We start from the raw sequence: 14,246 nt of genomic DNA on the forward strand, positions 1-14,246 counted from the left end.
TCTACTGAGGTTGACGCTGAGGGTGAGGACACTCCGGATGCTGAGAAGCCGAATGAGGTTGCTGAGCACAAGGACATTGATGATAAGGATCAGACCGTAACCTCTGATGACTCCGATGCCCCAGGCAAGCCGTCCAAGGGCAAGATTCCTAAGTGGGCCATCCTGATTCCGGGCATTGGCTTGGGTATCGGCTTGGGCAAGATTATCTTCGGCCACCACGATCACGACCACGGTCACCATAATCACGACAATCCACAGGATCGTCCTGAGAAGGAGACCGAGGGCCACGGTGAGCACCCAAGCACCGAGGTGAAGGGTCAGGATACGCCGGATAAGGTTGACCAGAACTCCAGCGAAGAGCCTCGCCCCACCGAGGTGAAGGGCCAGGATACGCCAGATAAGGTTGACCAGGGCACTGACAAGGATGACCGTCCTGTCGAGGTTATGGGCCAAGAGCCTGGAAAGACTGGTAAACCGCTACCGTCCGACGCAGGGCGTACGAAGATCAAGTCCGTACCGTCCGGTGCTACCGAGCTTGACCCAGGTATGCAGGACTACATTCAGTAGTGTGAGCGTACTGGTCAGGTAACAGGCCATAGCGCCTGGGCACAACATGTCCCCCCTTCAGGGTGTCACCGCACACGCTGGAGGGGGCAACCCATCTGATGAACCATCGAGAAGACCACAATGAGGAGATTGGGCAATGTCTGAGGAGACAGGCCGCGAGGAACCCGTAAGCCGGGGTAAGAAGATCGGCTTTATCGTGCTGGTAGTGGCCGTAATTCTGATGTTGATCCAGCTGGCTCTCTACCTCACCACCGGTGGGGAGGATGATGAGGCTAGTGAGGGGGCATCGGAAAGCGTCTCGGCCGTTGGCACCCCGGACGATAAGGGCGATGCCTACGTCGATGATTCCGGCGCACAGGAGCACGAATTCGAGCCGGCCCCGGGCCAATTCCAGGGCTTTGACGGCATGTCCGTGGGCATCGACGGTGAGTACGCCGCCGTGGACCCGGTGCAGGTAACTGACCAGGGCGTGCTGCTGCCGCCACACGATGTCTCCCGCCTGGGCTGGTACTCCGCCTCGGCCGTGCCTGGCGATGCCGGCAATGTCGGCTCCAGTGTCATCACCGGCCACGTGAATTACCAGGGCCAGGGCACCGGTTACGCCGAGAAATTCACTCGGTTGCAGGAAAACCAGGAATTCACCGTGGTCATCGATGGTGAGGAGCGCACCTTCCGCGTGACGGAAAAGCCGTACCGCCTGCCCAAGGGCGGGGATTTCCCGGACGTGGTTAATGACACGGACGGTACCAACCGCCTGGTCCTTATCACCTGCGGCGGCAAGTTCGTCGGCGGTGCGCTGGGGTATGAGGACAACATCATTACCGTGGCAGAGCCAGTCGATGCCCCGGTTCCACCAGAGGCACCCCAGGCCTAGCATAAGAACCCGCAAGCGCCCGGTCCGAGGAAGAAGATCCTTGGCCGGGCGCTCGCGTTTGTGCACTTCACGCATGTGTGTCCGGGATGCGGCGAGCATCTATGAAATAATTTGGGGAAGTATCTGCTGCTCGGAGCGGAATCAAAGGAGCAAAGTCATGGATATTCCAGGCAAAATCGCCGGTCATATCGGCACGCCGCTGACGGGCAATGCCACGAAGGTATTGCTGCTCGGCGCGGGCGAGTTGGGAAAGCAGCTGGCTATTTCCTTCCAGTCCCTGGGCCTTGAGGTGCACGCGGTGGATAAGTACCAGGGGGCGCCGGCGCACCAAGTGGCGCACTATAGCTATATCGCGGATATTACTGACTCCGCGCAGGTATCAGAATTGGTGCAGCAGATTCAGCCGCACTACGTGGTGCCGGAGGTGGAAACCGTCGCGGTAGCGGCCCTCGAGCAGGTTGAGCAGTCCACCGATGCCGTCGTCGTGCCCACGGCGCGCGCCTGCGCGCTCACCCAGGACCGCGAGCGGGTGCGCGCGGTGGCAGAAGATATTGGGCTGCCGACCTCCGCCTACCGCTTTGCTTCCTCTGTGGAAGAACTGGAGGAAGCGGCGACGGAGCTGGGATTTCCGTGCATCGTGAAGCCGGACGTGTCCACCTCGGGCAAGGGCCACATGCTGGCGGGGGATGTGGAAGACGTGCGCGAGGCGTGGGAGACGGTGCGCCGCGTGTCCTCGGATTCGCAGCGCGTGGTGGCGGAGCGCTTCGTGGATTTCGACCTGGAGGTAACGCTCTTGGCCATCCGGTCCATCGATCCGGCCACGGGCAAGCTGGCCACCTGGTTTAGCGAGCCCATTGGTCACCGCCACGAAAAGGGCGATTTGGTTGAGGAGTGGCAGCCTACCGGCATGAGCGAGATTGCGCTGGAGAACGCGCGGTCGGTTGCGGCGCGCATTTCCAATGAGCTGGGCGGGCGCGGCGTGTATGGCGTAGAGCTTTTCGTCGCCGGCGATGATGTTTACTTTTCTTCGGTTTCCCCGCGGCCTTCGGATACGGCGATGCTTACCACCTATACGCAGCGCTTTTCCCAGTTCGATCTGCACGCCCGCGCCATTTTGGGCTACCCCATCGACGCCACGTTGATAACCCCGGGCGCCAGCGTTTTCTTACACGCGCCAGAGCCGCTTGCCGATGTCGCCTTTACCGGCATCGCCTCCGCTCTCCACTATGCCGAGACGGACGTCAAGCTCTTTGGCAAGCCCGATGCCTATAAGGGCCGGCGCATGGGGCTTGTGACCACGACGGCGGAAACGGTGGAAGAGGCCCGCGACCGCGCCGCGTTGGCGGCGCATAAGGTGAGCGTGACCTCTACGCCTGGCCTGCTCGCGCAGGGCGGTGCGCGCGGCATCGACCCGCAGTCAGAAAACGTGCCTGATATCGAGGTCGTTGAATACGAGGGTGGGGTCGAACTCGACCCCAAGCTGACCTCAGGGGTGGACGATACCGACTAGTCCTGCGGGCCGGCGTGCTTGACCATCTCGTCCCACTCGACGATCTTGATGCGCTCGCGGCCGTGCGGCTCGCCGGCGGCTTGCTCGGCGGCGTTGAGGCGGTGCCAGCCGTCCCAGGTGGTGACGGCGATATCGCGGCTGCTGAGCAGGTCGAGGATATCCTGCGGATCCCGCTTGGTGGCGGAGTCGAGCTTGTCCGCCTTGTAATCCTCAAGCAGCATGCCGGTGGTGTCCTTGGCATCGGATTTAGTATTGCCAATCAAGCCCACCGGGCCGCGCTTGATCCAGCCGGTGGTGTAGAGGCCGGGAAGCTTTTCGCCGTCCACATCGGTCAGGACGTGGCCGCCGTCGTTGGGCATGGTGGCCGTGTCGTCGTTGAAGGGAATTCCCTCGACGGACTGTGGGTGGTAGCCCACCGCGCGGTAGACGGACTGGACCGGCCACTCGGTGAACTTGCCGGTGCCGCTCACGGAGCCATCGCCGTTGAGCTGGGTGCGCTCGGTTTTGATGGCGGTGACGTGGCCGGCATCGCCAAGCACCTCTACTGGGGACTCGAAGAAGTGGATGTAGAGCTTGTGCGGGGCATCGCCAGGCTCGCGCATGGCGTAGGACTCTAGGGTCTGGCAGACCAAGTCGGTGGACTTGGCGGAGCGGCGGGCTTCCTCGGAAGCCTCGTCGTACTCGATGTCCTCTGGGTTGACGATGACCTCGATGGTGGGTGACTCATCGAGCTCCTTCAGCTCTTTCGGCGTGTACTTTGCCTGCGCCGGGCCGCGGCGGCCAAAGACGTGGACCTCCTTGGCGCGGTTTTCCTTCAGGGAAGTGTAGACGTTATCCGGGATCTCGGTGACCAGCAGCTCATCTGCGGTCTTGGCCAAGATGCGGGACACGTCGAGCGAGACATTGCCCACGCCTACGACGGCGACGGACTCAGCGGATAGGTCCCAGTCGCGCTCGAAGTTGGGGTTGCCGTCATAAAAGCCCACGAATTCGCCGGCGCCGTAGTTGCCCTCGAGGTCCTCGCCGGGGATGCCCATTTCCTTATCGGCGGTGGCGCCGGTGGCGAAGATGATGGCGTCGTAGTACTCGCGCATCTCTTCGACGGTGATGTCCTTGCCCACTTCGATATTGCCCAGGAAGCGGATGTCTTCCTTCTCCATGATGTTGTGCAGCGACTGCACGATGCCCTTAATGCGCGGGTGATCCGGGGCGACGCCGTAGCGAATCAAGCCAAAGGGCGCAGGCATCTTTTCAAAGAGATCGATCTGCACGTCCACATCGGACTTTACGAGGAGGTCAGAGGCGTAAATGCCGGCCGGTCCGGAGCCGACCACGGCGACACGCATGGGGCTAGTCATCTGTTTAGGGTGTCCTTTCTTTAGGTTTTTCTCACATTCTACGCGGTGGCAGTGCGATAAATGCCACACTGCTCTGAGCTATCTACCCCCAGTTTAGGAGGTTGCGGAAGGGCGGGGGAGGGGGTGATTCACGTACAGTGGAGTCGTCACCACGTGCTAGTAACTGTGATGTACGGCATAATGTTACGGCGCGTGTTCCCAGTGTTCCCGTGACGGCAAAGGAAGGTAATCCGCATGTCTGCATCCCAGTCCACAGTGTTAAGCTCCATCGGCCGCGGCTTCGATGGCCTCGATATTCCCGCCTTGGCGGAAAGTCTTGGCGCTGAACTGCTCCGCTTAGAAGATTTCGACCCCACCGTGGCGGATGTCTTGGCCAACGCGCCCACCGCTACTGCCGGTGCCCTCTTGGTCCAAGGCACCGGCGAGATCTCCTTCGATGCGGAGGTCGCCGCCGCGCTGGGCCTGCCGCTGGTCATTATCTCCGGCGCCCCAGAGCGCGCCGCGGAGCTGGCACGGCGCAAGGCAGAGTCCCTCGGCGCCACCGTGGCAGGCGTCTTCACTGACCTGGAGGCCGTGCCCGGTGCGTTAAGCGCGGCAGAGGAAACCGCGCCCGTCATGTCCGCAGACCTCTTCCAGAAGCAGCTCATTGACCAAGCCAAGACGACTGGATCCCACATCGTCCTGCCAGAGGGCGATGATGACCGCATCCTTGAAGCCGCCGATGCCCTGCTGCGCGATGAGGTCGCCCGGCTGACCATCCTGGGCAAAGAAGCCGATGTTCAGGCCCGCGCCAAGGAGTTGGGGCTGGATATTTCGGGCGCTGAAATCATCGACCACCTGGAATCGCCGCTTGCAGAGGAGTTCGCTGCCGATTTCGCGGAACTGCGCAAGAAGAAGGGCCTGACTCTGGAACAGGCCCGCGAGGCCATGCAGGACATCTCCTACTTTGGCACCATGATGGTGCACAAGGGGCTTGCTGATGGCATGGTGTCCGGCGCCGCCCACACCACCGCGCACACTATTAAGCCGTCCTTCCAGATCATCAAGACCAAGCCGAATGCCTCGGTGGTCTCTTCCATCTTCCTGATGATCATGCGCGGGCGCCTGTGGGCCTTCGGCGACTGTGCCGTAAACCCGAACCCCACCGCGGAACAGCTGGGCGAAATCGCCGTGGTGTCCGCGCAGACCGCGTCCCAGTTTGGTATCGACCCGCGCGTAGCCATGCTGTCCTACTCCACCGGCGCTTCCGGCACCGGCCCGGATGTCGAGCGCGCGATCGCGGCCGTCGAGGCCGCCAAGAAGCTGGACTCTTCGGTGAAAGTGGATGGCCCGCTGCAGTTCGACGCCGCCTGCGATCCCGGCGTTGCCGCAAAGAAGATGCCGGATTCCGATGTCGCGGGTAAGGCCAATGTCTTCGTCTTCCCCGATCTGGATGCCGGCAATATCGGCTATAAGACCGCGCAGCGCACCGGCGGCGCCTTGGCCGTGGGCCCCATCCTGCAGGGACTGAACAAGCCGGTCAACGATCTATCCCGCGGCGCTACCGTTCCGGACATCATCAATACCGTTGCCATTACCGCTATCCAGGCTGGAGAGAAATAAATGTCATACGTACTGGTCCTCAACTCGGGTTCCTCATCCATCAAGTTTCAGCTAGTGGACCCAACCGCTAGTGCCACGGATGATCCACTCGTATCTGGCCTGGTGGAACAGGTTGGTGAGCCAAGCGGCGCCATTACCCTCAAGGTCGGTGGGGAAAAGTTCACCGAAAAATTAGAAGTTCCCGATCACTCCTTTGGCCTGCAGCGCGCCTTTGAATTGATGGATGATCATCAGGTGGGCACAAAGGATGTCGATATCATCGCCGTGGGGCACCGCGTGGTGCACGGCGGCCGTCTCTTTTCGCAGCCGCAGCTCATCGAGGATCAAATTGAATCGATGATCGAGGACCTCATCCCGTTGGCCCCGCTGCACAACCCGGCCAACCTGGACGGCATCCGCGTGGCGCGCAAGATCTTGCCGGATATTCCGCACGTGGCGGTCTTCGATACCGCGTTCTTTAATACCTTGCCGCCGGCAGCAGCGCTCTATGCCATCAATAGTGAGGTCGCCTCCAAATACGATATCCGCCGCTACGGTTTCCACGGCACCTCCCACGAGTTCGTCTCCCAGCAGGTACCGAAGATCTTGGACCGCGATCCGGAGCATACCCACCAGATCACGCTGCACCTGGGCAATGGCGCCTCCGCGGCCGCCATCCGCAATGGCCGTGCCATCGATACCTCGATGGGCCTTACCCCGCTGGCCGGCCTCGCCATGGGCACGCGTACCGGTGATATCGATCCAGGTATCATCTTCCACTTGGTGCGCCAGGCGGGCATGAGCATCGACGAGATCGATAAGCTGCTCAATAAGCAATCCGGTGTCAAGGGCATCGCGGGCGTTAATGACTTCCGTACGCTGCGCGAGCACATCGATAATGGCGATGAAGACGCATGGTTGGCGTATAACATTTACATCCACCAGCTGCGTCGCTTCATCGGCTCCTACATGATTGCCCTGGGCCGCGTGGACGCCATCACCTTCACCGCCGGTGTGGGCGAAAACGACACCGAGGTGCGCCAAGATGCCCTGTACAACTTGGATATGTACGGCATCGACTTTGATAAAGAACGCAACCTCGTCCGCTCCGATGAACCGCGGGTCATCTCCACCGATGATTCCCCGGTCAAGGTCTTGGTGGTTCCCACCAATGAGGAATTGGCAATTGCGCAGAAGTCTGCGGAGGTCGCCGCCCAGGCGCGCGAGGAAGGGCTATTTAAGTAAGCCTTTACCAGGTGGCTTGGTCCTAGGGCACGTGCTGCGGGAGAAACCTCGCGGTACGTGCTCTTTTTTCTGCGCCCACTTGCGCTGCGCCGGGGCCGAAGCCTTTAGCTTGCGCTGATGGTGCAGCGGCTGGGGCGTTAGAAAGTGGTGATGGGGCGGACCTGGTTGGCCAAGTCCACCAGTGCATAGCGGTGGCGGCTAAACGGGGCTTGGCGGGCGAGTGCCCGTAGGGTCTCAGCAAGGCCGGTGCGCAGGCCGCGCTGGGTAAAGGCATACTCGAAGAGATCATTCGGCGAGGATGCCCGCGCGAGATCGGCGTTGCGCAGGAAGTTAAGGCCCGCGGAGATGACGGCGATCTTGATTTGGAGGAAGCGCGGCTCGTTGGTGGGGACTTCTTCGAGGCGTCGGGCAGCGCGGCGAATGCGCGACTCCGATAAGTCGTGCACGATGAGCTGCAGCACGGTGGTCAGAAGCGCCATGCGGAAGTGCCGCGAGGCATTGGGCACCTTATCCAAGGTGGCTACGGACAGCTCCACCTGCCCTTCCGCGCGCAATTGGCGGGCAAGCCCAAAGGCGGAGGACACCGTCGTGGGGTTGGTGGCCCAAACGATGCCGTATAGGCGCATGGAATTAAACCGCAGCGCGCCCGGGTCTTGGGTGACGTGCGACCAAATCTCCGGCTGGCCCTCAAAGGCGGAAGAGGGAAGATCCGCCAGGGTGGTGTAGAGGTTGGAGCAGGCGCGGGCTACGGTGGCATCGATAAGCGATGTTTCACTGTAATCAATCTGTTGCAGGATGAGCTCATTGATGGCCGCGATGGCGAGCTTGGGGGCGGCCTCACCGGGCAATAAATCGAGGACTGTGGCGAAGTACTCCTGCGCATCGATGTAATCATCGTGCAAGAGCTCGGTGATGCCGGCGTACCACTGGTAGCGCCAGTCTTGGCCCAGCCGGTCCTCGATGGAGCCTAACCACTGGCGGGCCTCGTCGGTATAGCCCAAATCAATCATGGAGCGCACCACGCCGAGGGGAATCTCGGCGGAATGCTCGTATTCCGGGGTGCGCATGGCCTGACGCAGGGTCTCGAGGGCTTCCTGCGGCTCGGCGTACGAGGTACCTTGCAGCAGGCTGGCGCCGACGTCATCGCGGTCTACCAGGGGCGTCGGCAAGGCGGAGACGACCTCGGGGGCGGTGATTTGGATGGTGCGGTCGATGCCATCGATAAGCTGATCCGTGCGGAAGACCAGGTGCTTGGTTCCAAACGTGGTACGTTGCGGCGAGAAGAGCGAGTGCTGGGAGGGGTACTGGCGGCCGTCGCGGATGGCAAGCACCTCGCGCAGCACGCCGTAGAGCTGGGTGCGCAGCTCCTTGATGGAGCTAAACCGGCGCTGGGGATCGCGGTGAGTAGCGCGCAACAGCAGGCGGTAGAGGGAGAGGAAGCGGCGCAGCTCCGGTTCCTTGGAGGGGTTGGGGATACCGGGGAGAAAGACGCCATCCTCGCTAGGCAGCTTGAGGCATAGCGCGGCCAGGGTGCGGCCGATGGTGTAGATATCGCTGGCGATGGACGGCCCCTTGGAGGCGACTTCCGGGGCCTGAAATCCCTGGGTACCGTAGATAAACCCGAATGCCCCGATGCCGGAAACCGCGCCCAAGTCGATGAGCTTGACTTGGTCCTCGGTGACGATGATGTTATCCGGCTTCAGGTCGTTATAGACCACGCCGCGCGAGTGCAGATACTCCAGCGCCGGCAGGATTTCCAGGATATAGCCAATGGCGATATCGACGGGCAGAAGCTCGTTGGGCTGCTTATTGCGCCTGCTTCTTAATGATGGCCCGCCCACGTACTCCATGACTATGAAGCCACCTGGCACGCGGTCATCGTCGATGAAGTTAAAAATCTTGACGATGCCCGGGTGGGTAATGTCTGCCAGAAACTCCCGCTCGGCCTCGGCAGCGGCCGTCTCATCGGCGGACTTTTGGGCCTGCATACCCTTGAGCACCACCACGCGCCCGGAGACATAGTGGTCATTGGCCAGGTAAATCCAGCCCATGCCGCCGTGGGCGATGACGCCGAGGATTTCGTATTGCTCCGCGACCATATCGCCCGGTTCTAGCTGCGGTGGCGGGACCTTTTTGCCCTTGATCTTCTCTTTCGGATCGATGAGGGCGGCGGTGGGATCGGCCGGGGTAATAAACGGCAGGCGCACCATGCCATCAGCAACCGGCCGCTCGGTGCGCTGCGTGCCGCGGCGCTCGCGGAAGGTATCGATCGCCTGCTGGCGCGAACGTTCCGAGGACTTTTCCTGCGCCGTTTTCTCATCGCGTTCGCTCTCGCGCTGAGCACGGATATTCTCTAAGTCCGCGAGCAGGCTGGAGAGGTGATCCGGGTCGATGGAACCGTCGTCGTCTTCATCGTCATCGGCAAACGGATCGAAGGCCACCGCAGAGGTTCCCGGATCCTCGCGGTGCTCGATGGGTTCGCTGGCGAACGGATCATACGCCACGGCTGCCGTGCCCACTCCGCCGGTGTCGCCGGTATCGCCCGTATCGCCGTCGTCGCTGCGGCCGCCGGGTCCGCCAGTGGTGCCGGTGGTGACTTGATCGTCGCTCGCATTGGCGTCGTTGCCGTTCCGCGCGCCCTGGGCTGCGGTGTCCTGGCCAGCAGCGTTTTGGCCAGCCGTGCTGCCGGGCGCTGCGCGCCTGCCCGTGGCCTCCGTACTCGGGAAGGCAGCGGCGGGGGCCGTGCCGGGAACCTGCGCCGCGGCAGTATCAACATCAGCTTCGCTAGTGCCCTTATCGCTATGGTCAGCGTTGGGGCGAGCAGCGGCGGTATCCGGACCAGCGGGGTCGGCGGCGTCGCCTGTGTTAGCTGCGTCAGGGGAGTCGGCAGCGCCGAGACCTCGGTCCTGGCTGCGGTCTTGGTCAGGGTCTTGGCCGTGGTCAGCGTCGTGGTAAGAAGACGTAGTTGGCTTTCGGAATTGGCGCTGGGTATCGAGGTTCTCGGGCTCTAGGTATTCGAGCTCGTCTTCGCTGAAATTCGGGTTATGCTTCATGACTTATCTTCCTCGATGTATGTACCCGACGGCAGGGTGGGCTCGTCTAGATAAGCGCCGAGCCACCTATCAAAGATGTCGGACCATGTCCCGTCGCGGCGGATACGTTCCAAGGTGGAATTAACCTGGCGCAGCAGCGGGCGGGTGTCATGATCTTTGCTGGGGCGGCGCGCGGCAACGCCGTAGTTCTCGGTCTTTAGGGGCTCGCCCACGATGGAGGTATAGGAATCCTGCGCGGCCATGCCGGAAAGCAGGGCATCATCAACCACCACGCCATCGGCCTGGTTGAGCTGCAGCGCCATGAGGCAATCGCCCCAGGAGCGGGTGATGAGGATATCGGACTTGGAGGCCCGCTCGCGGATGGTATCCAGCGCGGTGGAACCGCGCACCCCGCACAGCCTTTTGTCTTCCGCATCATCGATGGAATTCATCCCAGAGCTGGTAAGGACCAGCATGCGGGTCTGCGTGGTCATATAGGGGATGGAAAAGGCCACTTCCTTCTCGCGTTCGGGGCTAATGGTCATGGTGCGCACGATGATATCGACGGTGCCATTATCTAGCACGGCGGCGCGGTCGGAGGATTCGACGAAGCGGAAATCCACCTTATTGGGATCGCCGAAGATATCGCGGGCAATCTCGTGGGCGATATCGACCTCGAAGCCGCGGACATCGCCGGAGGCAGCATCGCGGTAGCTCAGCAGGTTATTGGAGCGGTCCACGCCCACGATAAGGCGCCCGCGCTTGACGATGTCCGGCACCCGCTCCTTCGCCGTTTTATCATCCGGCCGGTAGGTGCCTTTGAGTTCGGTATCGTCTTCCTTCGTGGGCGCGGTGCTGCCGGCTTCTTCTATGGTGGAACCCTCCGGCAGCGGCGGGCCGGGGCTGGCATCGAGCGCCTGCTGTTCGGGCGATTCCAGCGGCGGGACGGAGCGAATATCGCAGCCGGCCAGCGCGAGGACACTGCAGGTGGCAACGATGGCGGTCAGCGGTGCGGTAAGCCGTGCTCGGTAGCGCATTAGAGGTACTCCTGCAGTCGGGGACGAATGCCCAGCCACACCGCGAAGATGGCGCACAGGGTGAGCAGGAAGACAGCGGAGGAGACCGCGGTCATGGCGGTCAGCCCGCGCTCTAAGTAGGTGCGCATGGCGATGCGCGCCTGGCCGATGAGCTCCGAAAGCTCGCTATCGAGCTCATTAAAGGACTGCGCGGCGGTGGTCTCGCCATCCTCAGGATCCGTGATGGTGGCCTGGTAGACGGCCTCATCGTAGTCGCCCTCGCTCAGCGCCTCCATGAGTTTTTCGTGCGAGTCTTGCCACTTTTCGGTGGCGGCGCGGGCGCTGTGGATGAGCTCGGGATCGTTGACCTCGACGTCATCATCATGCAGCGCGCTTTCATAATCTCCCAGCGCCTTTTCAATGGAATCTACCGATCCGGAAAAGCGCTCGAGCGTATCTTCCTCAGAGGAACGCAGCACCAGCGCGAGGGTTTCTGAGGTGCGCGCCTGCTGCGCCTCAATGCGCGAGGCTGTCAGCGAATCCCACGGGCGCGAGGCGGTTTCAAAACCTTGGTGGCCGGTGGACCAGGTGGCCAAATTAGACAGCGCGACCCAGAAAACGGCCAAGAAAAGCAGCACCGTAGCGGTTAAAAAGCCGCGGTTAAACCGGCGGCGCGTCTGGCGCCACAGCCACCATTGCGCGACGATGAGGAAGAAAACCGCGGCCAAAAGGCCAGATAGCGGCACCCATTGCGGCGATGTGAGCTTTTGCTGCTGCTGGTTGACCTTTGCAGTGGTCAGCTGGAATAGCTCGGATGCCGCCGGCAGAATGTGCTCGCGCATGAGCGAGGAGGCATTGGACATATAGGAATTAGCCACGGCATTGCCGGCGCGGTGGTTCGAGCGCGCCTTTTCAATCATCGCGGTATAAATGGGCAGCTCGCGCTGGATGAAGGTGACGAGGTCGCGCACGCGGGCATCGTCAGGCGTGGTGCCCAGCACAGATTCGGTCGCGGCGATGGAGGCGGCATCGATGGCATCGTTATAGCGTTCGCGATTGCCCTCTGATTCCACGCCGGCCTGCACGAATCCAGTGGTGGCGATGGTATCTGCCACCGACAGGGAGCTATAGAGGTGGTGGGCCGCATTGGACATCGGCTCGGTTGTATTAAGCAGCTCGTCGAGGTCGGAGTGGCGGGCGGCGGAAGATTGGGACATCGATAAGCCGGCGGCACCCAATGCCACCGTGAGGATCAGGGTGACGGTAAAAAGCTTGCCCGGGGTGGTGGAGGCGAAGTAATAAAACCGCCGCAGCAGGCGCGCCGGGCCTGCAAACCATTCCATGGCGCGGTGGGTGAGCCCGCTTAGGGCCGGGCGAGAGGGCGCGGTAACCTCATCCAGCCAGTGATCGCTGGGGTGAGCGTCCTCTTCGCGCTCTGACTCTACCCGCACTGCCTGCTCAGTCATTTACTTAGAATAACGCCCCCAGTGTGCTAGGCGCCACCATTTACCCGCGTGTGTGGCTAGGATAGAAAATATGCATAACCCTCACAGTGGAGACGGCTGGGCGGCGGGCCCCAGTGGCATTCGCGTATGGGGAAAATTCGGTGCCGCCGGCCTCTTCCTCGTCGCCGGGCGCGAGGTGCTGCTGCAACACCGCGCCGCGTGGACCAATAACGGAAATACCTGGGGGATTCCCGGCGGGGCGCGGGACCTACAAGAAAGCCCCACCCAGGCTGCGCTGCGGGAAACGCACGAGGAATGCGCCATCGTACCTGCCGATGTCGAGGTGCTCGACACCCAAGTGACGGCCGGGCCCTATCCTCCGGCGGGGGATTTGCCGGGGGAATGGACCTATACCACCGTGCTGGCGCGCACCCGCAGCGGCCTGCGCTTGCCCACCACCGCCAACGAGGAATCGCATGAGCTGCGCTGGGTGGGGCTGGATGAAGTGGAAAACCTGCCGCTTATCGCGCCATTCCGCCATGCCTTTCCCGCCCTGCGGCAGCGGGTGGAAAAACTATACCGGTAAAGTATCCAAAATTATGGCACTGTAGTGCTCATGATTGAAGTACAGGGACTGACTAAGGATTACGGGTCTGTCCGCGCCGTTGAGGATCTCACCTTCCAGGTAAAGCCCGGTGTGGTCACCGGCTTCTTGGGGCCCAATGGTGCCGGCAAATCCACCACCATGCGGATGATCGTGGGCTTGGACGAGCCCACGGCGGGCCAGATTCGCGTTAACGGTAAACCCTATCGCGACTTGGAGCACCCGCTGCGCGAGGTGGGCGCGCTTTTGGATGCGAAGGCGGTACACCCCAACCGCACGGCCGCGAATCACCTGAAGTGGATGGCGGCGTCCAATGGCATTCCCGCCTCCCGCGTCGATGAGGTGCTGGGGCTGGTGGGGCTTTCCGATGTCGCCGGTAAGAAAGCCGGCGGCTTTTCCCTCGGCATGGGCCAGCGCTTGGGCCTTGCTGGTGCTCTATTGGGTGATCCCGGAATCCTCATCCTGGATGAGCCGGTCAATGGCCTGGATCCGGAGGGTATCCGCTGGGTGCGCCAGCTCGTGCGCGCGCTGGCTGCAGAAGGCCGCACCATTTTGATCTCTTCCCACCTCTTGTCCGAGATGGCCCAGACGGCCGATCACCTCGTGGTCATTGGCAAGGGGAAGATGGTTGCGGATAAGCCCACCCACGAGTTCGTCCGCGGCCACTCGCAGTCCTTGGTGTATGTGCGCTCGAACCACCTCCCGGAATTCGGCGAAGCCCTCAAGAAGGAGGGCGTTTCCTTTACCGAATCCAAGGATGAGGAGGGCCGCCCGCGGCTAGAGGTCATCAACCAGACCCCCGAGTTCGTAGGAGAGCTGGCCTATTCCACCGGGGTGCCGCTGCACGAGCTCACCCTGAAAAGCGCTTCGCTGGAGGATGCCTTCATGGATCTCACTGGCGATGCCGTGCAGTACCACGCAGGCACGCCCGGTGTCTCGGGCGCGCAGGCAGGTCAGTCGGGCCAGCCAGGTCAGTCCGGTGGGTTCGCCCGCCCCAACGAGCAGGAGGTTTAA

The 14,246-nt window shown here is 62.0% G+C and carries 10 protein-coding genes and 1 pseudogene; 7 read left to right on the plus strand and 4 right to left on the minus strand.

Going from position 1 to position 14,246, the window contains the following annotated elements; translation table 11 throughout:
• The 3 genes and pseudogenes from ABRP87_RS06500 to purT form a co-directional block, all read left to right on the plus strand.
• Window positions 1-567, plus strand: a pseudogene (locus ABRP87_RS06500) (VaFE repeat-containing surface-anchored protein); the annotation flags it as partial.
• 136 nt (window positions 568-703) lie between these two features.
• Complete coding sequence (locus ABRP87_RS06505; RefSeq protein ID WP_349868115.1) at window positions 704-1,441, plus strand: class F sortase; 738 nt, start codon at window positions 704-706, stop codon at window positions 1,439-1,441.
• A 157-nt stretch (window positions 1,442-1,598) separates the two neighbouring features.
• Window positions 1,599-2,951: a formate-dependent phosphoribosylglycinamide formyltransferase gene (purT, locus tag ABRP87_RS06510; protein ID WP_349868116.1), complete on the plus strand. Its 1,353-nt coding sequence runs from the start codon at window positions 1,599-1,601 to the stop codon at window positions 2,949-2,951.
• On the opposite strand, the gene ABRP87_RS06515 is transcribed toward purT, so the two are convergent.
• Window positions 2,948-4,309 carry an FAD-dependent oxidoreductase gene (locus ABRP87_RS06515; protein ID WP_349868117.1) on the minus strand — a complete coding sequence of 454 codons (1,362 nt, stop codon included), beginning with the start codon at window positions 4,307-4,309 and terminating at the stop codon, window positions 2,948-2,950. The genes purT and ABRP87_RS06515 overlap by 4 nt on opposite strands.
• A gap of 234 nt (window positions 4,310-4,543) precedes the next feature.
• Between ABRP87_RS06515 and pta the strand changes: the two genes are divergently transcribed.
• Complete coding sequence (pta, locus tag ABRP87_RS06520; RefSeq protein WP_349868118.1) at window positions 4,544-5,911, plus strand: phosphate acetyltransferase; 1,368 nt, start codon at window positions 4,544-4,546, stop codon at window positions 5,909-5,911.
• Complete coding sequence (locus ABRP87_RS06525; RefSeq protein ID WP_349868119.1) at window positions 5,912-7,135, plus strand: acetate kinase; 1,224 nt, start codon at window positions 5,912-5,914, stop codon at window positions 7,133-7,135.
• Window positions 7,136-7,272: 137 nt separating this feature from the next.
• Here the strand turns inward: ABRP87_RS06525 and ABRP87_RS06530 are convergent, their stop codons facing one another.
• The 3 genes from ABRP87_RS06530 to ABRP87_RS06540 are packed head-to-tail and all read right to left on the minus strand — an operon-like array spanning window position 7,273 to window position 12,649.
• A complete protein-coding gene (locus ABRP87_RS06530) occupies window positions 7,273-10,188 on the minus strand; it encodes a serine/threonine protein kinase (protein ID WP_349868120.1) in 2,916 nt (971 codons plus the stop codon).
• Window positions 10,185-11,204, minus strand: a complete 1,020-nt coding sequence (locus tag ABRP87_RS06535; protein WP_349868121.1) for a glutamate ABC transporter substrate-binding protein — start codon at window positions 11,202-11,204, stop codon at window positions 10,185-10,187. The genes ABRP87_RS06530 and ABRP87_RS06535 overlap by 4 nt, the downstream gene beginning before the upstream one ends.
• Window positions 11,204-12,649: a GlnX family signal transduction membrane protein gene (locus tag ABRP87_RS06540; protein ID WP_023024033.1), complete on the minus strand. Its 1,446-nt coding sequence runs from the start codon at window positions 12,647-12,649 to the stop codon at window positions 11,204-11,206. The genes ABRP87_RS06535 and ABRP87_RS06540 overlap by 1 nt, the downstream gene beginning before the upstream one ends.
• Before the next feature lie 70 nt (window positions 12,650-12,719).
• On the opposite strand from ABRP87_RS06540, the gene ABRP87_RS06545 reads away from it, so the two are divergent.
• A complete protein-coding gene (locus ABRP87_RS06545; RefSeq protein WP_349868122.1) occupies window positions 12,720-13,214 on the plus strand; it encodes an NUDIX domain-containing protein in 495 nt (164 codons plus the stop codon).
• A gap of 30 nt (window positions 13,215-13,244) precedes the next feature.
• Window positions 13,245-14,246 carry an ABC transporter ATP-binding protein gene (locus ABRP87_RS06550; protein ID WP_349868123.1) on the plus strand — a complete coding sequence of 334 codons (1,002 nt, stop codon included), beginning with the start codon at window positions 13,245-13,247 and terminating at the stop codon, window positions 14,244-14,246.

It is taken from the genome of Corynebacterium sp. KPL2830, assembly GCF_040225635.1.
Classification (GTDB): Bacteria; Actinomycetota; Actinomycetes; order Mycobacteriales; family Mycobacteriaceae; genus Corynebacterium.

Coding starts and splice junctions, on each gene's coding strand:
- ABRP87_RS06505 (WP_349868115.1), top strand. CDS start 704: ATGTCTGAGGAGACAGGCCGCGAGGAACCCGTAAGCCGGGGTAAGAAG.
- purT (WP_349868116.1), top strand. CDS start 1,599: ATGGATATTCCAGGCAAAATCGCCGGTCATATCGGCACGCCGCTGACG.
- ABRP87_RS06515 (WP_349868117.1), bottom strand. CDS start 4,309: ATGACTAGCCCCATGCGTGTCGCCGTGGTCGGCTCCGGACCGGCCGGC.
- pta (WP_349868118.1), top strand. CDS start 4,544: ATGTCTGCATCCCAGTCCACAGTGTTAAGCTCCATCGGCCGCGGCTTC.
- ABRP87_RS06525 (WP_349868119.1), top strand. CDS start 5,912: ATGTCATACGTACTGGTCCTCAACTCGGGTTCCTCATCCATCAAGTTT.
- ABRP87_RS06530 (WP_349868120.1), bottom strand. CDS start 10,188: ATGAAGCATAACCCGAATTTCAGCGAAGACGAGCTCGAATACCTAGAG.
- ABRP87_RS06535 (WP_349868121.1), bottom strand. CDS start 11,204: ATGCGCTACCGAGCACGGCTTACCGCACCGCTGACCGCCATCGTTGCC.
- ABRP87_RS06540 (WP_023024033.1), bottom strand. CDS start 12,649: ATGACTGAGCAGGCAGTGCGGGTAGAGTCAGAGCGCGAAGAGGACGCT.
- ABRP87_RS06545 (WP_349868122.1), top strand. CDS start 12,720: ATGCATAACCCTCACAGTGGAGACGGCTGGGCGGCGGGCCCCAGTGGC.
- ABRP87_RS06550 (WP_349868123.1), top strand. CDS start 13,245: ATGATTGAAGTACAGGGACTGACTAAGGATTACGGGTCTGTCCGCGCC.